Annotated in this window: 21 protein-coding genes; 14 read left to right on the top strand and 7 right to left on the bottom strand. The window is 69.7% G+C overall.

Annotation, left to right across the window (positions count from 1 at the left end):
* Nucleotides 1-25 precede the first annotated feature (25 nt).
* Nucleotides 26-1,699, bottom strand: a complete 1,674-nt coding sequence (gene ilvD / locus J7654_RS16070) for a dihydroxy-acid dehydratase (protein ID WP_209736871.1) — start codon at nucleotides 1,697-1,699, stop codon at nucleotides 26-28.
* A gap of 130 nt (nucleotides 1,700-1,829) precedes the next feature.
* On the opposite strand from ilvD, the gene J7654_RS16075 reads away from it, so the two are divergent.
* Entirely contained in the window at nucleotides 1,830-2,723 is an 894-nt protein-coding gene (locus J7654_RS16075; RefSeq protein ID WP_342451387.1) for a LysR family transcriptional regulator, read from the top strand.
* Between the two features lie 87 nt (nucleotides 2,724-2,810).
* On the opposite strand, the gene J7654_RS16080 is transcribed toward J7654_RS16075, so the two are convergent.
* Nucleotides 2,811-4,403 carry a globin-coupled sensor protein gene (locus J7654_RS16080; RefSeq protein WP_209736872.1) on the bottom strand — a complete coding sequence of 531 codons (1,593 nt, stop codon included), beginning with the start codon at nucleotides 4,401-4,403 and terminating at the stop codon, nucleotides 2,811-2,813.
* A 186-nt stretch (nucleotides 4,404-4,589) separates the two neighbouring features.
* Between J7654_RS16080 and J7654_RS16085 the strand changes: the two genes are divergently transcribed.
* Nucleotides 4,590-5,543 (top strand): ring-cleaving dioxygenase, encoded by a 954-nt coding sequence (locus J7654_RS16085; protein ID WP_209736873.1) that lies wholly within the window; start codon nucleotides 4,590-4,592, stop codon nucleotides 5,541-5,543.
* On the opposite strand, the gene cysQ is transcribed toward J7654_RS16085, so the two are convergent.
* The 5 genes from cysQ to J7654_RS16110 all read right to left on the bottom strand — a co-directional run bounded on the left by cysQ (nucleotide 5,540) and on the right by J7654_RS16110 (nucleotide 11,442).
* Nucleotides 5,540-6,322 carry a 3'(2'),5'-bisphosphate nucleotidase CysQ gene (gene cysQ, locus J7654_RS16090; protein ID WP_209736874.1) on the bottom strand — a complete coding sequence of 261 codons (783 nt, stop codon included), beginning with the start codon at nucleotides 6,320-6,322 and terminating at the stop codon, nucleotides 5,540-5,542. The two genes, J7654_RS16085 and cysQ, sit on opposite strands and share 4 nt — an antisense overlap.
* The gene (xylB, locus tag J7654_RS16095) at nucleotides 6,319-7,764 is read right to left on the bottom strand and encodes a xylulokinase (RefSeq protein WP_209736875.1); all 1,446 of its coding nucleotides are present in this window, start codon (nucleotides 7,762-7,764) and stop codon (nucleotides 6,319-6,321) included. Before xylB ends, cysQ begins: the two co-directional genes overlap by 4 nt.
* Nucleotides 7,765-7,787: 23 nt before the next feature.
* Nucleotides 7,788-9,101, bottom strand: a complete 1,314-nt coding sequence (xylA, locus tag J7654_RS16100; protein ID WP_209736876.1) for a xylose isomerase — start codon at nucleotides 9,099-9,101, stop codon at nucleotides 7,788-7,790.
* A gap of 89 nt (nucleotides 9,102-9,190) precedes the next feature.
* Entirely contained in the window at nucleotides 9,191-10,225 is a 1,035-nt protein-coding gene (locus tag J7654_RS16105) for a LacI family DNA-binding transcriptional regulator (protein WP_209736877.1), read from the bottom strand.
* Complete coding sequence (locus J7654_RS16110) at nucleotides 10,222-11,442, bottom strand: ROK family protein (RefSeq protein WP_209736878.1); 1,221 nt, start codon at nucleotides 11,440-11,442, stop codon at nucleotides 10,222-10,224. The genes J7654_RS16105 and J7654_RS16110 overlap by 4 nt, the downstream gene beginning before the upstream one ends.
* A gap of 191 nt (nucleotides 11,443-11,633) precedes the next feature.
* Between J7654_RS16110 and xylF the strand changes: the two genes are divergently transcribed.
* The 12 genes from xylF (at nucleotide 11,634) to J7654_RS16170 (ending at nucleotide 23,724) form a co-directional block, all read left to right on the top strand.
* Entirely contained in the window at nucleotides 11,634-12,677 is a 1,044-nt protein-coding gene (gene xylF, locus J7654_RS16115) for a D-xylose ABC transporter substrate-binding protein (RefSeq protein WP_209736879.1), read from the top strand.
* 115 nt (nucleotides 12,678-12,792) lie between these two features.
* Complete coding sequence (locus J7654_RS16120) at nucleotides 12,793-14,106, top strand: sugar ABC transporter permease (RefSeq protein WP_209736880.1); 1,314 nt, start codon at nucleotides 12,793-12,795, stop codon at nucleotides 14,104-14,106.
* Between the two features lie 74 nt (nucleotides 14,107-14,180).
* Nucleotides 14,181-14,942 (top strand): ATP-binding cassette domain-containing protein, encoded by a 762-nt coding sequence (locus J7654_RS16125; RefSeq protein ID WP_377946375.1) that lies wholly within the window; start codon nucleotides 14,181-14,183, stop codon nucleotides 14,940-14,942.
* Between the two features lie 121 nt (nucleotides 14,943-15,063).
* On the top strand, nucleotides 15,064-15,456 hold the full coding sequence (locus J7654_RS16130; RefSeq protein ID WP_209736881.1) for a YbaN family protein: 393 nt from the start codon (nucleotides 15,064-15,066) through the stop codon (nucleotides 15,454-15,456).
* A gap of 255 nt (nucleotides 15,457-15,711) precedes the next feature.
* Entirely contained in the window at nucleotides 15,712-17,646 is a 1,935-nt protein-coding gene (locus J7654_RS16135; RefSeq protein ID WP_209736882.1) for a methyl-accepting chemotaxis protein, read from the top strand.
* 23 nt (nucleotides 17,647-17,669) lie between these two features.
* Complete coding sequence (locus tag J7654_RS16140; RefSeq protein ID WP_209736883.1) at nucleotides 17,670-18,032, top strand: response regulator; 363 nt, start codon at nucleotides 17,670-17,672, stop codon at nucleotides 18,030-18,032.
* Nucleotides 18,033-18,072: 40 nt separating this feature from the next.
* Nucleotides 18,073-20,271, top strand: coding sequence for a chemotaxis protein CheA (locus J7654_RS16145; protein ID WP_209736884.1), 2,199 nt, complete (start codon nucleotides 18,073-18,075; stop codon nucleotides 20,269-20,271).
* Between the two features lie 5 nt (nucleotides 20,272-20,276).
* Nucleotides 20,277-20,738 carry a chemotaxis protein CheW gene (locus J7654_RS16150; protein WP_209736885.1) on the top strand — a complete coding sequence of 154 codons (462 nt, stop codon included), beginning with the start codon at nucleotides 20,277-20,279 and terminating at the stop codon, nucleotides 20,736-20,738.
* A gap of 31 nt (nucleotides 20,739-20,769) precedes the next feature.
* Nucleotides 20,770-21,663, top strand: coding sequence for a CheR family methyltransferase (locus tag J7654_RS16155; protein ID WP_209736886.1), 894 nt, complete (start codon nucleotides 20,770-20,772; stop codon nucleotides 21,661-21,663).
* A complete protein-coding gene (locus tag J7654_RS16160; RefSeq protein WP_209736887.1) occupies nucleotides 21,660-22,676 on the top strand; it encodes a protein-glutamate methylesterase/protein-glutamine glutaminase in 1,017 nt (338 codons plus the stop codon). Before J7654_RS16155 ends, J7654_RS16160 begins: the two co-directional genes overlap by 4 nt.
* Before the next feature lie 95 nt (nucleotides 22,677-22,771).
* The gene (locus tag J7654_RS16165) at nucleotides 22,772-23,161 is read left to right on the top strand and encodes a response regulator (RefSeq protein WP_209736888.1); all 390 of its coding nucleotides are present in this window, start codon (nucleotides 22,772-22,774) and stop codon (nucleotides 23,159-23,161) included.
* Nucleotides 23,158-23,724 carry a chemotaxis protein CheD gene (locus J7654_RS16170; protein WP_377946382.1) on the top strand — a complete coding sequence of 189 codons (567 nt, stop codon included), beginning with the start codon at nucleotides 23,158-23,160 and terminating at the stop codon, nucleotides 23,722-23,724. The genes J7654_RS16165 and J7654_RS16170 overlap by 4 nt, the downstream gene beginning before the upstream one ends.
* The last annotated feature ends 2 nt before the right edge of the window (nucleotides 23,725-23,726 follow it).

A 23,726-nucleotide genomic window follows, 5' to 3' on the forward strand; every position in this document is an offset into this window, starting at 1 on the left:
CGGGTTGTGAAACTCCCCGGCCCCCTCAGCCCGTTGCCGCGCCCTCGCTCGCCGAGCGGGCGAGCTTGGCGAATTTCGACAGCACGCCGCGCGTGTAGCGCTCCGGCGGGCGCACCCATTGCGCGCGCCGGCGCTCGATCTCCGCCTCCTCCACATTGAGCTGGATGAGCTGCCTGTGGGCGTCGATGGTGATCTCGTCGCCCTCCTGCACCAACGCGATGGTGCCGCCCTCGTAGGCCTCCGGCGTGACATGGCCCACGACCATGCCCCAGGTGCCGCCCGAGAAGCGCCCGTCGGTGATGAGGCCGACGCTGTCGCCAAGGCCCCGGCCGATGATGGCGGAGGTCGGCGCCAGCATCTCGGGCATGCCCGGCCCGCCCTTCGGCCCCAGATAGCGCAGCACCAGCACGTCGCCGGCCACGATCTTGTCGGCCAGGATGGCTTCCAGCGCCGACTGCTCGTCCTCGAACACGCGGGCCGGCCCGGTGATGACGGGCTGCTTGAGGCCCGTGATCTTGGCCACGGCGCCCTCGGTCGCCAAATTGCCCTTCAGGATCGCCAGATGCCCCTCCCGGTAGAGCGCCTTGTCGAGCGTGCGGATGACGTCCTGGTCCGCCCGCGGCTGGTCCGGCACGTCGGCCAGTTCCTCGGCCATGGTGCGGCCGGTGATGGTCATGCACTCGCCGTGCAGCAGGCCGGCGTTCAGCAGCAGCTTGAGCACCTGCGGCACGCCGCCGGCCGCGTGCAGATCCACCGCCATGTACTTGCCGGAGGGCTTCAGGTCGCAGATCACCGGCACCTTGCGGCGGATGCGCTCGAAATCGTCGAGCGTCCATTCCACATTCGCCGCATGGGCGATGGCTAGATAATGCAGCACCGCGTTGGTGGAGCCGCCCGTCGCCATGATGAGCGCCACGGCGTTCTCGATGGACTTGCGCGTGACGATATCGCTCGGGCGGATGTTCTTCTTCACCGCCTCCACGAGGACGCGCGCCGACTCGGCGGTGGAATCGATCTTCTCCCGGTCCGGGTTGGCCATGTTGGAGGAGAACATCAGCGAGATGCCGAGCGCCTCGAAGGAGGAACTCATCGTATTGGCAGTGTACATGCCGCCGCACGAGCCCGTGGTGGGGCAGGCGTTGCGCTCGATGCCGTCGAAATCCTCCTGGCTCATCTTGCCGGCCATGAAGGCGCCCACGGCCTCGAAGGAGGAGACGATGGAAAGGTCCTGCCCCTTCCAGCGGCCGGGCTTGATGGTGCCGCCATAAACGTAGATGGCCGGCACGTTGGCGCGGCAGATGCCGATGAGGCCGCCGGGCATGTTCTTGTCGCAGCCGCCCAGAACCAGCACCCCGTCCATCCACTGGCCCTGGACGCAGGTCTCGATGGAATCGGCGATCACCTCGCGGGAGACAAGAGAGTATTTCATGCCCTCGGTGCCCATCGACATGCCGTCGGAGATGGTGGGCGTGCCGAAGATCTGGGGATTGGCGCCCGCCGCCTTCACCGCCGCCACGGCGGCATCGGCCAGCGGCTGGAGCCCGGCATTGCAGGGCGTGATGGTGGAATGGCCGTTGGCGATGCCGATCATCGGCTTGTCGAAATCGGCCGCTTCGTAGCCCAGCGCGTAATACATCGCCCGGTTCGGGGAGCGCGCGACGCCCTGCGTGATGTGCTTGGAACGCTCGTTATAGGCCATCGCTGCTTCCTCTCCCTCGTTCTGCCGTCCGCGCGTGCCGCGCCTTGTTCTGCCGGCGTCCTTAGAGCGTTTCCAGCCTGCGGGGAAATATATTATTCAAGCGCCATTAGGTTGTTTTTGATATGAGAGAATGATGGACCTGCGCCAGCTTCGCCATTTCGTCACCGTGGCCGAGGAGCTTCATTTCGGCCGCGCCGCCGCGCGGCTGGCCATGACGCAGCCTCCGCTCAGCCAGAGCATCCGCGCGCTGGAGGAGGAACTGGGCGTGGCGCTGTTCCTGCGCGACAAGCGCAACGTGGCCCTTACGCCAGCCGGCGCCGGCTGGCTGCCGGAGGCGCGCGCGCTTCTGGCGAGCGCCGCCGGGCTGCCCGAGCTTGCACGGCGGCTGGCGCGGGGCGAGCGCGGCTCGCTGCGCCTCGCCTTCGTCTCCACCGCCGACTACAGCGTCCTGCCGCCCCTCGTCGCGCGCTTCAAGGCGGCCTTCCCCGATGTGGACCTGGCCCTGGCCGAAATGACGAGCGACCTCCAGATCGAGGCGCTGCTGGCTGAGACGATCGATGCGGGCATCGTCATCGCGCTGCCGCGCGCCAGCCTTCATCCGGCGCTGAGCTACCGGGCCCTGACGAGCGAGCCGCTGGTGGCCGCCGTCCCCCGCGCTTGGCTGGACGCGGGGCGGATCGCGCTGGCGCGCGGGCGCCTTCGCGTCGAGGATGCCGGCGGCGAGCCGCTCATCATCTTCCCGCGCCGCATCGCGCCCGTGCTGCACGATATCGTCACCGGCACGTTCGCCAAGGCGGGAGCCGCCCCGCGCATCGGGCAGGAGGCGATCCAGATGCAGACGATCATCAGCCTCGTCTCGGCCGGCATGGGGCTGGCGCTGGTGCCGCGCTCGCTGGAGAATCTCGCCCGGTCCGGCGTGGCCTACGTGCCGCTGGAGGGCGATGCGCCGCAGATCGAGACCGGCCTCCTCTGGCGTACGCAAAGCCCTTCGCCAAGCGTGGGGCGGCTCGTGGAACTGGCCTGAGCCGGCCCGCCGCCCTTAGCGGCAAAGGCTCGGGCAGTGTCCTGCTGGCGGGAGCGCGGCTTTCCGATCCGGTCAACGCCGGGCGTATCAGAACTCCTCCCAGTTCTCCGCCTCCGGCTGCGCGGGCGCCATTCGCAGGGCCACCCCGCCCCCGGCCGCGCGAAGCTGAGTCACGGACCGCGCGGCGGGGGCCGGCTTGCGTGCGCCGGGCGCGGGCGAGGCGCTGGTGCGGAAACGCCCGACCAGCTCGGCCAGCTCGTCCGTTTCCCCCGTCAGCGCCTGGGCTGCGGCGGTGGCCTGTTCCACCATGGCGGCGTTCTGCTGGGTGACCTTGTCCATCTGGTCGGCGGCGGTGGAAACCTCCTTCAGGCTCACCGCCTGCTCGCGGGCTCCGCCGGCAATGGAGTCGATGACGCCGCCCATTTGCGAGACGTGGGCCACGATGGCCTCCAGCGAGCGCCCCGAGGCCGAAACCAGGTCGACGCCGCTCTCCACCTCCTGCCCGGAGGCCGAGATCAGCTCCTTGATCTCCTTGGCGGCCTCGGCCGAGCGCTGGGCGAGCCCGCGCACCTCCTGCGCCACCACCGCAAAGCCCCGGCCCGCCTCGCCCGCGCGCGCCGCCTCGACGCCCGCGTTCAGCGCCAGAAGGTTGGTCTGGAAGGCGATCTCGTCGATCACCCCGATGATGCGGCCGATCTTCTCCGAAGACTGCTCGATGGCGTGCATGGCCTCCACCGCCCGGCCGACGATCTCGCCGCCCTTGCGGGCATTCTCCTGCGCCGTCAGCGCCGTCTCCTGCGCGTTCACCGCGCTCTTGGCCGTCTCGCCCACCCCGCGCGTCACCTCGGCCAGAGCCGCCACCGTCTCCTCCAGGCTCGCCGCCTGCTGCTCGGTGCGCTGCGCCAGGTCGCTGGACGCCACGTTGATCTCCGAAAGGCCGGTGCGGATGGCGCCGATGCTGGAGACGAGGCGCGAAAGCGTGCTCTCCATCTCCGCGACGGCCGAATTGTAATCACCTGCCATGCCCTGGAACTCGCCGGCGAGCCCGTCCTCCACCCGGCTCACCAGATCGCCCTCCCGAAGACGGGCGAAGGCACGAGCGAAGGCAGCCAGCGCCTCGGTCCGCTCCGCATCCGCCCTCGCCTTCTCCTCCTCCACGCGCCGCCGCTCCTCGGCCAGCGTTTCGAGATAGACGGAGATCGAATAGTCCATGTCGAGCAGGGCGGCCTTCACCACCACGCCGAGTTCGCGGCCGAGCTTGTCCGCTCCGCCGCGCCCGAAGCGGGAGGGCCAGCGCTTCTTGACGATCTGGGCAATCAGGCTTTCCAGCACCAGCGCGTAGCCGCCGATATACCAGCGCGGTTCGAGGCCGAGCCGGGCGTGAACCCGGCCGATGGCCGAAACGCCCTTCACATAGTCCGCGTCCAGCCTGCCGCTGGCGATGGTGTCCCAATGCTTCTCCTGCCGCCCCTTGGCGGCCGCGACATGCTGGTCGCCGGAAAAGAACGTCCGCGTATGGGGATGCGACTTCACACGGGCATAGAAGAGGTCCAGCGCCTCGCCCGCCGAGGAGCGAATGGTAGGCTGGAGCTCGAGAAGCAGCGCGCGCGATTCGGCGTCGAGACCGATGAAGGCGAGCCGCTCCTCCAGCGTCTCGGTCTCGTTGGGTTTCGCGTCCATGGTGCAGTCCCTCTCCACGTCCAGTGCACGAGTGCTTGTGCACCTACAATCTTTCCGCTTTCTGAACCGAAAGCGCCTTGAGTGAAGGTTGCGCGCAAAACTTAAAGTTGTGTTTTCGGCTGGCCACGGCGTGCCTGCCGCCCCTTCCCCCTATGTGCCGCAAGGGCAGTTTTCAGAGGCAGTTCGATGAGCATCACCACCGGTCTCCACCATGTTTCGATCCATGCCGGCGATCCGGGCCGCAACGTCGAGTTCTATACGGCGGTTCTCGGGTTGAGGCTGGTGAAAAAGACTGTCAACTTCGAGGATGCCGGCGTCTATCATCTCTATTTCGGCGACGAGGCGGCGCGGCCGGGCACGCTTCTGACCTTCTTCCCCTATCCGCATATCGCGCCGGGGCGCCTCGGAGTTGGCGAGGTGGAAGAGATCGGCCTTCGCGTGCCCGCAGCATCGCTCGGCTTCTGGATGCACCGCTTTCTGGAGAAGGGCGTCGTCCACGAGGGCATCGTCAAGCGCTTCGGCCAGAGCCTCCTGCCCTTCCGCGACCCGGACGGCACACGCCTGGCGCTTGTCGGCCTGGCCGGGATCGAGGACGAGCCGGCCGGTGGCGCCATCGCGCCCGAACACGCGATTCGCGGCTTCCACGGCGTCAGCCTGCTTCTGGAGGAAGCCGGCCCCACGGCTGCGGTTCTCACCCACGCCTTCGGCTTCGTGGAGATGGGCAGCGAGGGAACGAGGACGCGCTATGGCATCCCCGGTGCGACGATCGGCGGGGTGGTGGACCTGCACGCGGTGGGCGGCTTCCTCAAGCCCCGGCCCGGCGGCGGCTCGGTTCACCACATCGCCTTCCGCGCCGAGGACGATGCGGCGCAGGCGGAGATGGCACGAAAGCTTGCGCAGGACCACGATCTGGACGTGACCGAAGTGAAGGACCGGAAGTATTTCCGCTCGGTCTACGCCCGCGAGCCGGGCCATGTCCTTCTGGAGATCGCCACCGACCAGCCGGGCATGAGCATCGACGAGCCGATGGAAAGCCTCGGGCAGACCCTACAACTGCCGCCCTTCTTCGAGGCGCGCCGTAGCTGGATCGAGAAGTCCCTGCCGCCGATCCGGCTGACGGAGCCTTCGCAGGAGCGCTAGAAGGCCGGCAGCGCCACGCCGGGGCCGTGGGCGATGAAGAAGGGGTTGGCGAAGCCGCCGGCCCCGGCGCCATAGGCCAGCGGCCGGCCGTCCAGCGTCACCGTATGACCGCCCGCCGCGCGCAGCACGGCATCGCCCGCCGCCGTGTCCCATGCCATGGTCGGGCCGAGGCGCGGATAGAGATCGGCCTTGCCTTCGGCCAGCAGGCAGAATTTTAGCGAGGAACCGATCTCCACGCATTCGGCGAGGGGAAAGCGCGCGAGGCACGCATGGGTCTCGGGGGTGGGGTGCGAGAGGCTGGCCACCGCCACGAGGCCCTCCGGCGCGGGCCGGGCCCGGATCGGGCGCCGGCCGGAGGCGCGGCCCCGCCCGTCCACATCCACGGCGAAGGCGCCCTCGCGCCCGCCGCCGTAAAGCGTGCCGCGCGCGGGCGCATGGACGATGCCGAGCACCGGCACGCCCTGTTCCACCAGCGCGATGTTGACGGTGAAGTCCGGTCGCCCGGCGATGAATTCGCGCGTGCCGTCCAGCGGATCGACGAGGAAGAAGCGCTCTCCCGGCCGTTTGGGGGAAAGGCCGGCGGCGACCTCCTCCTCGGCCACCACGGGAATCTCGGGAAAGGCTGCGCGCAGCGCGGCGAGGATGGAGGCCTCCGCGCGCGCGTCCGCCTCCGTCACCGGCGAGGCGTCCGCCTTGAGGGTGACGGAGGGCCCCGCGCGGGCAACCGCCATGATGATGCACCCGGCCTCCACGGCCATGGCTTCCAGCGCCTCGATCATCGCGCCAGTGCCGCCAGCGCGGGGTAGAGGGCCCGATAGCGCCCATATGCCTCCATGAAGGGCTCGGCGAGCCCCGGATCGGGCTCGAAGGTCCGCGCGATGGGCGGCTCGGTCATCACGCCGGCCGGCTCGAGGCCCGTCGCGGCCACGAGGCCGAGGCGCGCGGCGCCGAACGCCGCGCCGAAATCGCCCGCCGCCGGCAGCGCCACGGGCGTCTTCAGAACGCTCGCCAGCATCTTGAGCCAGAGGGCGGAGCGCGCGCCCGCGCCGACCGCCACCAGCCGCTCCACCGCGCCGCCCGCTTCCAGGCAGTCGCGCATGGAAAAGGCCACGCCCTCCATGACGGCGCGCGCCATGTCCTCCCGGCTCGTATCGGCCTGAAGCCCGACGAACGCACCCCGGATCGCAGAATCGTTGTGCGGCGTGCGCTCGCCGGAGAGATAAGGCAGGAAGGCCAGCCGGCCCGGCGCGCGCAGTTCCTCGCCGAGGCTCGCCACCAGGGCGCCCGGCGTCTCCCGCAGCACGCCGGAGAGCCATTCCAGCGAACCGGCGGCCGAGAGCGTGACGCCCATCTGGTGCCACAGGCCGGGCAGCGCGTGGCAGAAGGTGTGGAGCGCCGTTTCAGGCGCCGGCTCGTATCCGGCCGAAGCGGTGAAGAGCACGCCTGAGGTGCCGAGCGAAACGAAGCCCGTGCCGGGCCTCACCACGCCCACGCCGCAGGCCGAGGCGGCGTTGTCCCCGCCCCCGCCCGCCACCACGATGCCCGGCTTCAGGCCCCATTCGGCCGCCAGCGCCCCTTTCAGGCCGCCGCTCGCCTCAGTGCCCTCCACGAGGCGCGGCATGTGCGCGCGCGACAGGCCGGTGCGCTCCAGCATCCGGTCCGACCAGTCTCGCGCGCCCGTGTCGAGCCACGCCGTGCCAGCCGCGTCCGACATCTCGGACACGGCCTCGCCCGTCAGCCACAGGCGCACGTAGTCCTTGGGCAGGAGCACGCTCGCCACGCGCTCGAACAGCGCCGGCTCGTTGCGCCGCACCCATTCGAGCTTCGGCGCGGTGAAGCCGGGAAACACGATGTTGCCGGTGATGTCGCGGGCCTGCGCGTCGTCCAGAGCGCGCGCCTCCTCATGGGCGCGCGTGTCGTTCCACAGGATGCAGGGGCGCAGCACCGCGCCGGCCGCGTCCAGAAGCGTCGCGCCATGCATCTGGCCCGAGAGGCCGATGCCCTCGACATCGGCCAGCGCGGCGCCGTGGCCCTCGCGCAGGCGGCCCAGCACCGTGCGCGCCGCCTCGATCCAGTCGGCCGGGTCCTGCTCGGACCAGCCGAAGGCGGGGCGCGAGACGTGAAGCCCGGCCGAGGCACTGGCCACGACGCGCTGCCCGTCGTCCATGAGAAGCGCCTTCAGCGAAGACGTGCCGAGGTCGAGCCCGAGATAGTGCGCCATGAAGTCCCCCTCGCCGCCTGCGCTCAGACGTAGCGGTTCAGGATGCCTTCGAGAAGCTCCTGCCGGCCCGAGCGCGGCTGCGGGTCGAGCGAGGCCGCGCGCGCGGCCACCTCCTCCAGCGAGCGCTGCCCGGCGAGGATCGCCTTGCCCTCGGTGCCGTCCCAGCCGGCGTAGCGCTCTTCCAGCGGGCCCTCCAGCGCCTTGTCGGCCAGCATCGCCTCCGCCGCCAGCAGCGCCCGCGCGCAGGCGTCCATGGAGGCGACATGGGCGATGATGAGGTCGTCCGGGTCGATGGACTGGCGGCGGATCTTGGCGTCGAAATTGAGCCCGCCCGTGGTGAAGCCGCCATGTTTCAGCATCTCGTGGAAGACCAGCGCCATCTCCTTCACGTTCATGGCGAACTGGTCGGTATCCCAGCCCAGGAGGTCGTCGCCGCGATTGATGTCGAGCGAGCCGAAGAGGCCGAGCGCATAGGCCAGCTCCACCTCGTGCTCGAAGGAATGGCCGGCGAGGATTGCGTGGTTCTGCTCGATATTGAGCTTCACGTCCTGCGCCAGCCCGTAGCGCTGGAGAAAGCCGTAGACCGTGGCGGTGTCGAAATCGTACTGGTGCTTGGAGGGCTCGCGCGGCTTGGGCTCGATCAGGATCGGCCCCTTGAATCCGATCTTGTGCTTGTAGTCGACCAGCATGGAAAGGAAGCGGCCGAGCTGGTCCAGCTCCTGCCCCATGCGGGTGTTGAGCAGCGTCTCGTAGCCCTCGCGCCCGCCCCAGCAGACATAGTTCTCGCCCTTCAGCCGGTGGGTCGCGTCCATCGCGCCCTTCACCTGCCCCACGGCATAGGCGAACACCTCCGGGTCCGGATTGGTGGCCGCGCCCGCCATGTAGCGGCGGTGGGAGAAGAGGTTCGCCGTACCCCAGAGGAGGCGCACCCGCGAACCGGCCATCTTCTCCTCGAACAGGTCGGTGATCGCCTTGAGGTTGTCGAGCGACTGCGAAAGCGTCGCCCCCTCCGGCGCCACGTCCACGTCGTGGAAGGTGAAGAAGGGCACGTCGAGGATGCGGAAGAGGTCGAAGGCGACGTCCGCCTTCCGGCGGGCCAGCGCCAGCGGGTCCGCCCCGTGCATCCAGGGGCGCAGGAAGGTTTCGCCGCCGAAAGGGTCGCCCCCCGGCCATGTGAAGGAGTGCCAGTAGCAGACGGCGAAGCGAAGCTGCTCCTCCATCGTCCGGCCCATCACCATCCGCTTTCTGTCGTAATGGCGAAAGGCGAACGGATCGCGCGACCCTTCGCCCTCGAACCGCACGGCATCGCCATGGGCGAAGAAATTCGTGGCAGACATGGCTGCGCTCCTCCCGAATGCGCCGGCCCTCCAGCCGGCGTTTGAGATACGTACCTCAAACCGGCGCGCCGCGGCAAGCGAGGGCGCTCTCAGCCCGGCAGATTGTCCGCCATGAGAATCTCGATCCGGATGCGCTCCTGGTCCTCCACCACGGCGGCGCCCGTCAGCTCCGCCAGAAGCAGCCGCAAGGCCGAGCGCGCCTCGTGGCCGGCACTCTGGACGATGGCCGCGTCCATCACGCCCGAGAGGATGAGCGGGCGCGTTTCCTGCGTCAGCTCGTGCCCCACGAAGATCGTGGCCGCTCCCGCCTCCCCCAATGCGTCCGCGACGCCGGCATTGGCCGCGCCCGCATTGTAGATCGCGTCGATGGCGCCGCCCGCCAGCAGCGCGGACACCTTCGCCCGCGTCACCCCCCGCTCGTCCCGCCCTTCCAGGACGTCCGCTATCTCGACAGCGGGGAACCGGCCGGCGATGGTATCTCGAAAGCCGGCAAGGCGTTCCAGATGGTCGGTGAGACCGAGGGAGGCGACGAGAACGCCGACGCGCCCGCCGCCCCGCCCCAGGAAGCGCCCCACGAGCGAGCCCGCCACGCGCCCGGCGGCACGGTTGTCGATGCCGATATAGCGGCGGCGGGCCGAGCGGGGAACGTCCGAGACCAGCGTGACCACCGCCACGCCCTTCGCCTCCAGCGCGTCCACCGCCTCGGCAACGAGCGGATGATCGAAGCCGACGACCGCAAGGCCCTCCATCCGCTCGCCCAGCGCCACAAGCTCCAGCGCCAGGGCGCGCGGCGAGAAGATGTCCGTCTCCACCACCTCCACCAGCACGCGCCGCCCGCCGAGATCAGCGGCCGCGCATCGCGCCTCCCGCGCGATATCGGAGAAGAACGGGTTCTCCCCGCGCGGCACCACGAGGCCGAGCCGCGTCAGCCGCTTGCGTGAAAGGTCGGCCGCACGCGGGTCCGGCCGGAAGTCGAGCGCGGCGACGGCCGCCTCCACCCGCGCGGTGGACCGCGCCGAGGCCCCACCGCGACGGTTGACCACGCGGTCGGCCGTGGCAAGGCTCACCCCGGCGTGCCGCGCGACATCCCGCAGGGTCGCAAAGCCCGGCACGCCGTCCCTCATGCCGCCGCCTCGTCCAGCGCCGGCGCGGCCTTCGAGACGGCCTCATCCACGCAGGCGAGGCCGAAGGCGAGAGACGCGTCGAGCAGCAGCTCGTCGGAATCGGGAAACACGAAGAAGGGCGTATCGCTGCCCACGCCCTCGATGGCGCTTTCCGCGATGCCCCGCCGGATCGCCGGCTCCAGAAGGTCCATCGCCAGCGCGCCGGAGCCCACGAAGACGACGGGCAAGGGGTCGATCAACGTGAACATGCGCCCCAGCCCGTAGCCGAGCGCCTCCCCCGCCCGCTCGAACGCGGCGCGCGAGCGCGCCTCGCCAGCCCGCGCGCTTTCGGCCAGCTCGCGCATTTCCGCGTCCCGCACACGCCGGCCGAAATGGTCGTCGTCCGGCCCGCGCGCGGCGCGCCAGATGGCGTAGTCGCCGGCATAGGCCTCGATGCAGCCGCGATTGCCGCAGCGGCACAGATCGCCCCCGGGAATATGGTTGAGATGCCCGAACTCCACCGCCGAGGACTGCGCGCCGCGAAACGTGATGCCCGAGAGCTTCAGCCCCATGCCCACCCCGAAGCCGATGAAGAGGGTGGCGAAATTCGCCACGTCGATCTCCCCGCTCCAGCGGAAGCGCTCCGGCATCAGCCCGCAATCGTTGAGCACGGTGGCCGGCGCGCCGAAGCGCGCCTCCAGCGGCGTGGCGATGTCGATGCCGCGCGCCCGCAGGATGGGCGACCAGAGAAGCCGCCGGCTGGTGGAATCGGTCACGCCCTGCACGGCCACGACGATCCGGCGCAGAGGAGCCGATCCGGCGCAGCCCGCCAGCGCCTCCTCCATGAGCGCGACCATCCCGGCTACGAACGCCTCGCGGTCGAGACCGCCGAGATCGAGGTCCGCCCGCGCGCGCGCCTGCACCGCGCCGGCATAGTCGGCGACAGCGACGCCGATCTCCCCCACCGTGACCTTGATGGCGGCGATGCGCGCCATGCCCGGCCGCAGCGAAAGACTCACCTCGGGCCTGCCCCGCCGCGAGGGCGCCGGCGCGGCCTCCGCCTCGGCCAGCACCCCCTCGCGCACGAGGTCGCTGGCGATGGAGGAGGCGGCCGAGAGGGAAAGGCCCGTCTCCTCGCTCATGCGGCGGCGTGTCGAGAGAGCGAAGTGCCGGAAATGATCGATCGCAAGGCGCCGGTTCTGCAACCGGACGGCCTCCGCATCCGCTTTGGACAACATGCCTTCGCCGTTTCCCCCCTGCCGCCAAGCCAGCCCCGTGCCTTCCCATGCGCTCCCTGAAACCGCAAGTTGACATGCCTGTTAATGTCTGTCACCGTTTTTTCCTCGGCTTGGAATAAAGCCGGGCAATTGGGGTTGGGAGTCCCCGGTTCGAGGATTTCGGCGCGCCGTGCGCGCCATGGGAGGATCATATGAAAACGACACGCATCGCCCTTGCGGGCGTAGCCCTTTCGCTCGTCCTGGCGGGCGCGGCGCGGGCGCAGGACGGCCTCGTCGTCGGCGTTTCCTGGTCGAACTTCCAGGAGGAGCGCTGGAAGACGGACGAGACCGCGATCCGCGCCGCGCTGGAGGAGGCCGGCGCGCGCTACGTTTCGGCCGACGCCCAGTCCTCGGCCGCCAAGCAGCTCACCGATGTGGAGAGCCTGATCTCGCAGGGCGCCAATGCCCTCATCGTCCTGGCGCAGGATTCCAGCGCCATCGGCCCGGCGGTGCAGCGCGCGGTGGACGAGGGCATTCCCGTTATCGCCTATGACCGGCTGATCGAGAACGAGGACGCCTTCTACATCACCTTCGACAATGTGGAGGTGGGCCGCATCCAGGCCCGCGAGGTGGAGAAGGTGGCGCCGGAGGGCAACTACGTCTTCATCAAGGGCTCCTCGGCCGACCCGAACGCCGACTTCCTCTTCTCCGGCGCCATGGAAGTGCTCCAGCCGAAGATCGATGCCGGCGAGATCGTCAATGTCGGCGAGGCCTATACGGATGGCTGGCTGCCCGAGAACGCGCAGGCCAACATGGAGCAGTTCCTCACGGCCGCGAACAACGAGGTGGCCGCCGTCGTCGCCGCCAATGACGGCACGGCCGGGGGCGCCATCGCCGCGCTGGAGGCGCAGGGCCTGGCAGGCTCCGTGCCCGTCTCCGGCCAGGATGCCGACCACGCCGCGCTCAACCGCATCGCGCGCGGCACGCAGACCGTCTCGGTCTGGAAGGACTCGCGCGAGCTGGGCCGCCAGGCCGCCGAGATCGCGCTGCAACTGGCGGGCGGCACGCAGATGAGCGAGGTGGAGGGCGTCACCACCTTCGACGGCGGCCCGAACGGGGTGGAGATGACCTCTCTGTTCCTCACCCCCGTCGCCATCACCCAGGAAAATCTCGGCGAGATCATCGATGCCGGCTGGGTGGCCAAGGACGTCGTCTGCCAGGGCGTGGCGGCCGGCTCCGTCGCCGCCTGCGACTGAGCGCCTTCGAAGGGCCGCCCGCCATCCACGGGCGGCCCCTCTTTTCGACGCGCCGGCCGGCGGGGTCCTCCCTGCCGCCCTTCACGCCGGCCCAGCTTCCCGCGGGAGCCCTGCCATGTCCGACACCACCGCCACGACCCGCGCCGGGGCGCGCGCCGGCCCCCGCGAGGGCGCGATCTCCCGCTTCATGCGCGCGACCGAGGTCGACACGCGCATGCTGGGGATGCTCGGCGCGCTTCTCGTCATCTGGCTGATCTTCCACACGCTCTCGGGCGGCGTCTTCCTCACGCCGCGCAATCTGTGGAACCTTTCGGTGCAGACGGCTTCCATCGCCGTCATGTCCACCGGCATGGTTCTCATCATCGTCACGCGCAACATCGACCTGTCGGTGGGCTCGATCCTGGGCTTCACCGGCATGGTCATGGCGGTCACGCAGGTGCAGTACCTGCCCCCGATGCTCGGCTTCGAAGGCCCCTTCAACTGGCTCATCGCCCTGGCGGTGGGGGTGGCCGTGGGGGTGGCCATCGGCGGCCTTCAGGGCGCCATCATCGCCTATCTCGGCGTTCCCGCCTTCATCGTCACACTGGGCGGGCTGCTCGTCTGGCGCGGCGGCGCGTGGTGGCTCACGGCCGGGCGCACCGTGGCGCCCATGGACCAGACCTTCCGCCTGATGGGCGGGGGCGCGGAAGGCTCGCTCGGCGAGACATGGACCTGGGTTCTGGCCCTTCTCGCCTGCGCGGCGGTGGCCGTCTCCTTCGTCTTCGCGCGCCGGAGGCGCCGCCGCTTCGGCTTCGCCCTTCGCCCCGTCTGGGCGGAGGCGACGCTGGCGCTCGTCTCCTTTGCCGGCATCCTCGGCGCCGCAGCCGTGCTCAATGCCTATAAGTGGCCCTCGGCCATCGCCAACCGATATGCGCAGGCCAACGGCATCCCCATTCCCGAGGGCGGCCTCTCCATCGGCTACGGGCTGGCGATCCCCGTCCTCATCGCCATCGTGGTCGGCATCGTCATGACCTTCGTCACCCGGCGCACGCGCTTCGGGCGCTACGTCTTCGCCATCGGCGGCAACCCGGAGGCGGCGGAGCTGGCGGGCATCAACACGCGCTGGGTGCTGACCAAGGTGTTCATGCTCATGGGCGGCCTGGCGGCGCTGGGCGCGGCCATCTCCACCGCCCGGCTGAACGCCGCCACCAACGCGCAGGGCACGCTTGACGAACTCTACGTCATCGCGGCGGCCGTCATCGGCGGCACCTCGCTCGCCGGAGGCGTCGGCACGGTGGCGGGGGCCATGATCGGGGCGCTCGTCATGCAGTCGCTGCAATCGGGCATGGTGCTGCTCGGCATCGATTCGCCGCTCCAGGCCATCATCGTGGGCATCGTCCTCGTCATCGCCGTATGGATCGACGGAGCCTATCGCAGGAGGACCGCATGATCGCCGTCTCGATGGACATCATCGCCGATCACGGCCGGGGCGCCTCGGACCCCATAGACCGCAGCGGCACGCCCATGGTGGAGATGGAGGACATCTCCATCGCCTTCGGCGGCATCCATGCCGTGGAGGGAGCCTCGCTGAACCTCTTTCCCGGAGAGGTCGTCGCCCTGCTCGGCCATAACGGCGCGGGCAAGTCCACCCTCATCAAGATCCTCTCGGGCGCCTACAGGCGCGACGGCGGCGAGATCCGCGTCGGCGGCAGGCCGGCCGCCATCGCCAACCCGCGCGATGCCAAGGCGCTGGGCATCGAGACGATCTACCAGACGCTCGCGCTCGCCGACAACGTGGACGCGGCGGCCAACCTCTTCCTCGGGCGCGAGATTCTCACGCCCTGGGGCACGCTGGACGACGCGGCCATGGAAGCCGAGGCCCGCAAGGTCATGGGCCGGCTCAATCCGAACTTCCGCCGCTTCAAGGAGCCGGTGAAGGCGCTTTCCGGCGGCCAGCGCCAGTCCGTCGCCATCGCCCGCGCCATCCTCTTCAACGCCCGCATCCTCATCATGGACGAGCCCACCGCCGCGCTCGGCCCGCAGGAGACGGCCCAGGTGGGCGAGCTGGTGAAGGAGCTGAAGAAGGACGGCATCGGCATCTTCCTCATCAGCCACGACATCCATGACGTCTTCGAGCTGGCCGACCGCGTGGTGGTGATGAAGAACGGCAAGGTCGTGGGCGAGGCGCAGACCTCGGCCGTCACGAAGGACGAGGTGCTGGGCATGATCATCCTCGGCAAATGCCCGCCCGGCGCCCGGCCCGGCCCCGGCGCCATGGCCGACTGATCCCCGGCGGAAGGCGCGCGGCTCCCGCGCCCCTTCCATTGCACGGCGGAAGGCCCATCTGCGCTTCGGGGCCGGCGGTCCGGCCCGGGGACCGAGGCGGGGTGCACGGCGGCATGGGCAGATGACGGACGGCGCGAAAGGGCGCCAGCGCGCCAGCCTACCCGCCCTCCTCTACCGTGCGCTCGGCTGCGTGGCGCTGGCGCTCGCCATCGCGGGCGTCATCCTGCCCGGCCTGCCCGCCACGCCCTTCCTGCTGCTGGCCGTCTGGGCGCTGCGGCGCGGGGCGCCGGAGCTGGCCCGCCGTGTGGAGACCCACCCCCGCTTCGAGCCGACCTTGCGCAACTGGCGCGAGAGGCGCGTGGTGCCTCCCCGCGCAAAGGCGCTGGCGGTCGCCTCCATGGCGTTGAGCTTCGCGCTTCTCTGGCTCTCGGGGCCCGGAACGCCCGTCCTCGTTCTGGTCGGGGCCATTCTCGTGTGCGTCGGCGCCTATCTGGTGAGCCGCCCCTCCCGCTGACCGGCGCGGCGTTCATCCTTCGCAAACCATGGCGCGTGAACTCCTCCGTAGATTGTAGGATTGGAACATCTCTAACCTGTTGGAAGGGATTGCTTGCTCTATTGGGCGAAGCATTCCCCATCAGCCGGAGAACAGGTCCGCGCCCTCCGTTTCCGCGCCCACGTAGCCCGGAGACGAAGGGTTCCGCGCGCCCGGCCTCCAGATCCAAGGCCTTCCCGTCCGCGCCGCGCGGACGCCGATACGGATACACGCAGCATGAATTTCAAGATGTCGTTGCCCGGCAAGGTGGTCGGGATGATGCTGGCCAGCCTTCTCGTCCTGGCTGTGCTGATCATGGCCGCGAGCTTCGCCATCCTGAGGGCCGACGGGCAGCGCCAGGCAATGGAGCGCCAGGAAGTGAACATGGGCGTGGCCTGGGAGGTGCTGGGCCGCTACGGCAGCGAATTTAGCGTCGCGGACGGCTCCCTCTATGCCGGCACGACCCGCCTCAACGACCTGACGCAGCCCGTGGACCGCATCCGCGAGCTGGTCGCCGGCACCGCCACAATCTTCATGGGCGACACGCGCGTCAGCACGAACGTCCTGAAGCCGGACGGCACGCGCGCCGTGGGCACGACGCTGACCGCCGGTCCGGCCTACGACGCGGTGCTGCGCGAGGGGCGCCCCTATCGCGGCGAGGCGACGATCCTCGACGTGCCCTATTTCACGGCCTACGACCCCATCAAGGACGCGGCCGGCCAGACGATCGGCGTCCTCTATGTCGGCATTCCGCAGGCGGAGTTCTTCGCCTCGATCGAGAACCTGCTCGTGCAGATTGCAACGATCGCCGCGCTGATCCTGGTGGGCATGGGCGCGCTGGGCTTCTGGCTCTCGCGCCGCACCTTCGCCCCCTTGCAGCGCCTCGTCACGGTCATCGCCGCGGTCGCGGAGCGCCGCACGGACGTGACGGTGGAGGGCACGGCGCGCAGCGACGAGATCGGCGGCATCGCCCGCGCGGTGGAGAATTTGCGCCTGGCCGTCATCGACCAGAAGCGGCTGGAGGTGGAAGCGGCGGCGCTGCGCGAGCGCCAGGAGAGCGAGCGCCTGCGCGTGGCCGAGGCCGAGCGCGTGAAGGCGGACGAGCTTCGCGGCTTCGTTTCGGACATTGAGAGCGGCTTCCAGCGGCTGTCGCAGGGCGACCTGACGGTGCGCATGGAGCGCCCGGTGGCCGCCGAGTACGAGCCCATCCGCGCCCAGTTCAACGGCTCCATCGGCCAGCTCGAGGAGACCATCGGCTCGGTCGTCGGCTCCATCTCCTCCATCCGCACCGGCCTTTCGGAGATCAACGTGGCGTCCAATGACCTGGCGCAGCGCACCGAGCAGCAGGCGGCGAGCCTGGAGGAGACGGTGGCGGCTCTGGCCGAGGTGACGCGCGGGGTGAACGAGACCGCCGAGGGCGCCGGCCGCGCCCAGTCCTCGGCCGAGGCCACCAAGGCCAGCGCCGAGAAGGGCGGCGAGATCGTTGGCCGGGCGGTGGAGGCCATGCACGCCATCGAGCAGTCTTCGGAGAAGATCGGCCGCATCATCGGGGTGATCGACGAGATCGCCTTCCAGACCAATCTTCTGGCGCTGAACGCGGGCGTCGAGGCGGCGCGTGCGGGCGAGGCGGGCCGGGGCTTTGCGGTGGTGGCGCAGGAGGTGCGCGGGCTCGCCCAGCGCTCGGCCGAGGCCGCCAAGGAGATCAAGGAGTTGATCTCGGCCTCGCGCACCCAGGTGGGCAGCGGGGTGGAGCTGGTCTCGGCCTCCGGCCGCAGCCTGCAGGAGATCGTGGCGCAGGTGGCCGAGATGAGCGCCACCGTCACCGCCATCGCCCGCTCGGCCCGCGAGCAGGCGGTGAGCCTGAAGGAGGTTTCCACCGCCGCCGACCAGATGGACAAGGTCACCCAGCAGAACGCCGCCATGGTGGAACAGGCCACAGCCGCCGCCCAGGCGCTGGCCAGCGAGACCGACCAGCTCGCCACCCTCATCGAGCGATTCAAGACCGCCGCCACCCAGGGCCATGCCGAGCAGGCAAGGCGCGCCGGTGCCAGGACGGCGCCGCGGGCCAGTGCGATTAAAGCTTCCGTAAGCGCTCCTGTGGTCCAAATGCGCAACACGGGGCGCGGCGGCGCCGCCCCCAATCCCGCCCATGACGGTTGGGAAGAGTTCTGATGAGCGCGCAAGGATCTGGCGGCATGAAGACGGTTCTGACGGTGGACGATTCCCGCACGATGCGCGAGATGCTGCGCCGTGCATTGGGGGATGGCGGGTTCCACGTCGTGCAGGCGGAGGACGGGGTGCACGGGCTGGAGGTGCTGGGCACCTGCGCGCCCGATGTGATCGTGACCGACGTCAACATGCCGCGCATGGACGGGCTGACCTTCATCGAGGAGGTGCGCAAGGACGCAGAGCGCCGGGCCATCCCCATCCTCGTGCTCACCACCGAGAGCGACGCGCAGAAAAAGGCGCGGGCCAGGGCCGCAGGCGCCACCGGCTGGATCGTCAAGCCCTTCGACCCCGTCAAGCTCGTCGACGCCGTCAACCGCGTCTCCGCCTGAACCGCCCCTCCCGCATCCCCGATACCACAGGACATCCCCCATGGACGCCATGGCCGAAATCCGCGCCACCTTCTTCGAGGAATGCGCAGAACAGCTCGCAGAGCTGGAGCAGGGCCTCCTCGCCATGGAAGCGGGGGAAACCGATTCGGAGACGGTGAACGCCGTCTTCCGGGCCGTTCACTCCATCAAGGGCGGTGCGGGCGCCTTCAACCTCACCGACCTCGTGCAGTTCGCGCACGTCTTCGAGACCACGCTCGACCTCGTGCGCTCGGGCAAGCTCGACCCGGACATGAACGTCGTGCGCGTCCTCCTGCGCTCGGCCGACGTGCTGACCGACCTCGTCACCGCCGCGCGTGACGAGGAGAGCGTCGATCCCTCCCGCACCGTGGGGCTGGCCGACGAGTTGCGCGTGCTTGCCGAGGGCGGCTCCCCCATGCCCGCGCCCGTCCTCGCCGCGGCGCCGCCTCCCCCGGCTCCGGCCGAGGATGAGGAAGAGTTCGAGTTCGTGCCCGTCGCGGTCGATTTCGACGATATGTTCGGCCCGGCCGGCCAGGAGGCGCGCTACCGCATCCGCTTCACGCCGCGCGCCGAGCTTTATGCCAAGGCCAACGAAAGCGCCCGGCTGATCCGCGAGCTTCTGGCGCTGGGCGAGGGCACGGTGCTCTGCCATGCGCAGGACGTTCCCTCCCTGCCCGAGCTCGACCCGGAAGGCGCCTGCCTTTCTTGGACCGTCGAGCTGACGACGGGCGTCGGCGAGGCCGCGATCCAGGAGATCTTCGAATTCGTGGATGGCGATTGCGACCTGTCGGTCGAGCGCCTGCTCGACCCGGTGGCGGACGTGGCCGGGGCGGTCGATGACGATATCGCCGCCCTTCTCGCCCGCATCCAAGGCGAGACGCAGGACGAGGCGGCGCCCGAGCCTGTCGTGGCAGTTCAGGAATCGCGACCTGAGCGCGAGGAGGCCAAGGCCCCGCCCGTCGCGGTGAACGCTCCCGCCAATGCCAATGCGGAGAAGTCCGCCGCCGGCGCCGCACCGGCCACGATCCGCGTCGATCTGGAGCGGGTGGACCGGCTGATCGACCTCGTGGGCGAGCTGGTGATCCATCAGGTGATGCTCTCCCAGCGCGTCATGCAGGCGGGGCTGGCCCGCGCCTCCGACATCGCCATCGGCCTCGACGAGCTGGAGCAGCTCACCCGCGAGATGCAGGACAGCGTCATGGCGATCCGCGCCCAGCCGGTGAAGTCTGTGTTCCAGAAGCTGCCGCGCCTCGTGCGCGAGGTGGCCGAGCGCACCGGCAAGAGCGTCAAGCTGGTGACGGAGGGCGAATACACCGAGGTCGACAAGACGGTCATCGAGCGCCTGTCCGACCCGCTGACGCACATGATCCGCAACGCCATCGACCACGGGCTGGAAACCCCCGAGAAGCGCCTTGCGGCTGGCAAGCCGGAAGAGGGCACCGTGCGCGTGGCGGCCATGCACCGCTCCGGGCGCATCGTCATCGAAATCTCGGACGACGGTGCGGGCATCAACCGCAAGGCCGTCTGCGACATCGCCGTCTCCAAGGGCCTCATCCCGGCCGACGCGACCCTCTCGGACGACGAGATGGACAACCTCATCTTCCTGCCGGGCTTCTCCACCAAGACGGAGGTGTCCGAGCTGTCCGGCAGGGGCGTGGGCATGGACGTGGTGAAGCGCTCCATCCAGGCGCTGGGCGGGCGCGTCTCCATCACCTCCCGGCCCGGCCAGGGCTCGCTCTTCTCCATGAGCCTGCCGCTGACCCTGGCCGTGCTCGACGGCATGATCGTCTCGGCCGGCGAGCACACGCTGGTCGTGCCGCTGACAGCCATCATCGAGACGCTGCGGCCCAAGAGCCGCGAGGTGAAGGCCTTCGGAGACGGCGCGCGCGTCATCAATGTGCGCGAGAGCTTCCTGCCGCTGATCGACGTGGCGAGCGAGCTCGGCTACCGCGCCGAGCCCACCGACCCGATGAACGGCGTGGCGATCCTCGTGGAAACGGAGAACGGCCAGCGCTCCGCCCTTCTGGTGGACGGCATCCAGGGCCAGCGGCAGGTCGTGATCAAGAGCCTCGAGGCCAATTACGGCCGCGTGCCGGGCGTCGCGGCGGCCACCATCCTGGGCGACGGCCGCGTCGCCCTCATCCTCGACGTCGATGTGGTGGCCGCCACCTCGCGCTTCGAGACCGGATTTACCAGCGGCGCATTGCAGGCGGCGGAGTGACGGGCATGAGCAACGGAAACGGACAGGACGGGGCGCGCGAGCTGATCGCCTTCTGCGTCGGCGAGCAGGAATTCTGCGTCGACATCACCTCGGTGCGCGAGATCCGCGGCTTCGCCGCCGCCACGCCCCTCCCCCATGCGCCCTCCTACGTCACCGGCGTCATCAACCTGCGTGGCACGGTCCTGCCCATCGTGGACCTCTCCCTGCGCCTCGGCTTCGGACGCACCGAACCCACCGAGCGCTCCGTCATCATCGTCGTCACCGTCGGCGCCCAGCTCGTCGGCCTGCTCGTGGATGCCGTCTCCGACATCCTCACCGTCACCGACGACAACCTCCAGCCAACGCCCGACCTCTCCTCCGAGATGGCCCGCTCCTTCGTCAAGGGCGTCATCGCCCTCGACGGGCGCATGATCTCCCTCATCGGAACCGACAACGTCCTGCCCCAGCAGCACGATCTGGCCGCCTGAGCCCCTCCTCCCGCGCATCGGACAAGCCCGCATGTCGACCCTTCCGCTTGAAAAACGACACGAACGGGCTTCCGGCCGCGCCGAGCCGCCGGCCGGCGAGTTCGACCTGACCGAGGAGGATTTCGCGCGGATCGCCCGAATCCTGCACGAGGATTCAGGGATAGCGCTGCCGGCCTCCAAGTCCGCGCTGGTCTATTCGCGCCTCGCCAAGCGCCTGCGGGCGCTGGGGCTGGCGAGCTTCAAGGACTATTGCGCCCACATCACCTCCTCCGGCGGGGCGGGCGAGCGCATGACCATGCTGGCCGCGCTCACCACCAACGTCACGAATTTCTTCCGCGAGCCGCACCATTTCGAGCATCTGAAGACCACGCTCCTGCCCCCGCTCCTGGCGCAGGCCAAGCGCGGCGGGCGGGTGCGCATCTGGTCGGCCGGCTGCTCCAACGGCCACGAGCCCTACTCCATCGCGCTCACCATCCTCTCCCTGATGCCCGACGCGGCCGAGTACGACGTGCGGGTGCTGGCCTCCGACATCGACCCCAACGTGGTGGCCTTCGGCCGGGCGGGCATCTATGGCGACGAGGCTCTCCAGCCCGTGCCCAAGGAGTTGCGCCGCCGGTGGTTCCACCGCGAGGGCGAGGGGTTTGCCGTCTCCGACGAGATGCGCGAGCTCGTCGCCTTCCGGGAGCTGAACCTCATCGGCGAATGGCCGATGAAGGGGCGCTTCAACGCGATCTTCTGCCGCAACGTGACCATCTATTTCGACCCGCCCACGCGCGAGCGCATCTGGGAGCGGTTCTGCGACTATCTGGAGCCGGATGCCTGGCTCTATATCGGCCATTCCGAGCGGCTGGCCGGCCCGGCCGGCGCCCATCTCGTCTATGGCGGCACCACCGCCTACCGCCGTATCGGCGCCAAAGCCCGATGAGCGCGACTCGTGTCCTCGTGGTCGATGATTCGGCCACCATGCGCGCGCTGATCAAGCACGCGCTGGCCGCCGACGAGCGCATCGAGATCGCCGGCGAGGCCGCCGACCCGATGGAAGCCCGCCAGAAGATCAAGGCGCTCGACCCCGACGTCGTGACGCTCGACATCGAGATGCCGGGGATGAACGGGCTCGAATTCCTCGAGAAGATCATGCGGCTGCGCCCCACGCCCGTCATCATGGTCTCGACCCTGACCCAGCCGGGCGCGAGCGCCACGCTGGAGGCGCTGGAACTGGGCGCCTTCGACTGCATCGGCAAGCCGGGCGGCGCGGCGCGCGACACGCTTTCCCTCCTGCCCAACCTCATCCACGAGGCGGGGCGCGCCCGGCACAGGATCATGGCGCGCGGCGCCACTGCCCCGCGCGCGCCCGCGCCCCTGGCCGCCCCCAATCCCGAATGGCCCGAACTGGTGGCGATCGGCTCTTCCACCGGCGGTGTCGAGGTGCTGATCCAGCTCCTGGCGGACTGGCCGGCCGACGGCCCCCCGACGCTGATCGTCCAGCACCTGCCGGCCGCCTTCACCAGCTCCTTCGCCGCTCGGCTCGACCGCGCCTCGCGCGCGCGGGTGGTGGAGGCCAGGGAGGGCCTGCCGATCCTGCCCGGCCATGTCTATCTGGCGCCCGGCGGCCACCACCTGACCGTGCGGAAAATGCTGGGCAAGCTGCACTGCCGGCTCAACGAGGACGCCACGGTGCAGGGGCACCGGCCCTCGGTCGACGTCCTGTTCCGCTCCATCGCCGAGGTCCACGAGAAGAGCTGCACCGGCGTGATCCTGACGGGCATGGGGCGCGACGGCGCGGAGGGCCTCCTCGACATGCGCCGCAAGGGCTTTCGCACCCTGGCGCAGGACGAGGCCACCTCGCTCGTCTACGGCATGCCGCGCGTGGCGCACGAGATCGGCGCAGCGCAGAAGCGCGTGCCGCTCGGGCGGATCGTGCGCGAAATCTTCGTATGACGAGCGCATTTCATGGCTCGGCGTAGAGCGAATCTTTTCCTTTTGACGGCAAGCTCCCATCCCACGCCCAGGATGCATCCGAGAGATTTGAGAACATGAGCATCAAGCAGCACCTGAAGGTCCTGATCGTCGACGACCACCGCACCAGCCGCCTGCTGATCTGCGATGCGCTGGCCCAGCTCGGACTGACGCAGATCACCTATGCGTGCGACGGTGAGGAAGCCCTCAAGACGATGATGAGCACGCCGTGCCACATCGTCATCTCCGACTTCAACATGCCCAAGCTCGACGGCATCCAGCTCCTCAAGGCGCTGCGCTCCTACGCGCCCACGGCCCGCACGCCCTTCATCATCCTGACCGGCAAGGGCGACCGCGAGCTGGTGCAGAAGGCCGCCGCCGCCGGCGCCAACAACATCCTGGCCAAGCCCATCTCCGTGCCTGTCCTGAAGAAGACCCTCGAAGCGGTGGTCGGGCGGCTTCAGTGAGAGCGATCTCTCCCACCGCATCCCTGGAAAAGCCACGGCGCCGCATTCACGTGGTGCAGGGCGAGGCGCTCGTCGAGAGCGGCGAGGAGGTCGTGCTCACGACCCTGCTCGGCTCGTGCGTCGCCGCCTGCATCCGCGATCCGCAGGCCGGCGTCGGAGGCATGAACCATTTCCTCCTGCCCGGCGACGCGCAGGGCTCCAGCACCGCGCGGATGGAGAGCTACGGGCTCTATTTGATGGAGCTTCTGATCAACGGCCTCCTGAAGCGGGGCGCGCGGCGCCATGCGCTGGAAGCCAAGATCTTCGGCGGCGCGCGCACCATGGACGGGCTGTCGGACATCGGCGCCAAGAACGCGCAGTTCGCGCTGCGATTCCTGCAGATGGAAGGCATCGCGCATGTCGGCGGTTCGACCGGCGGCGACCAGGGTCGCCGCATCGAGTACTGGCCGGCCTCGGGCCGCGCCCGGCAGATCCTGATGGAGCGCACGAGCACGCCTATCGAGATTTCGCGCCCCCTGCCGGCATCCGCGCTTCCCAGCGGCGGCGACCTCGAACTGTTCTGATC

This window comes from Aureimonas populi, assembly GCF_017815515.1.
GTDB classification, from domain to species: Bacteria; Pseudomonadota; Alphaproteobacteria; order Rhizobiales; family Rhizobiaceae; genus Aureimonas; species Aureimonas populi.